Source organism: Priestia sp. SIMBA_032, from assembly GCF_046535215.1.
In the GTDB taxonomy this organism is placed as follows: domain Bacteria; phylum Bacillota; class Bacilli; order Bacillales; family Bacillaceae_H; genus Priestia; species Priestia aryabhattai.
Map to the genome: position 1 here is coordinate 1 of NZ_JAWRXD010001368.1, position 244 is coordinate 244.

Sequence of the window (244 nt, forward strand, 5' to 3'; positions counted from 1 at the left end):
CTGATATGTAACGCCTGTTTTCCAAACTTCTAACATTTTCGCAGAAATTTTATTTTCTAAACCGTGTGCTCCAAAGACCCCTAACGCAACAGATAGCCCCGCTGCAATACAACCTAGTAAAAAGAAAATTTTCATCTTAATTCCCCTTTTTTACCTTTATCATAAGCAATTTTTTCATATAAGCCAAACGATTTAATTCTTAAAAATCAAATAAAGAATTACCATTTGCACCTTCTTCTTTTAT

General features: G+C 32.0%; 1 protein-coding gene. It reads right to left on the reverse strand.

The features are described 5' to 3' along the window. Window positions 1-135 (reverse strand): DUF423 domain-containing protein (locus tag SB717_RS38800; RefSeq protein WP_410908577.1); only part of this gene is annotated, 135 nt, incomplete at its 3' end. Window positions 136-244: the final 109 nt, after the last annotated feature.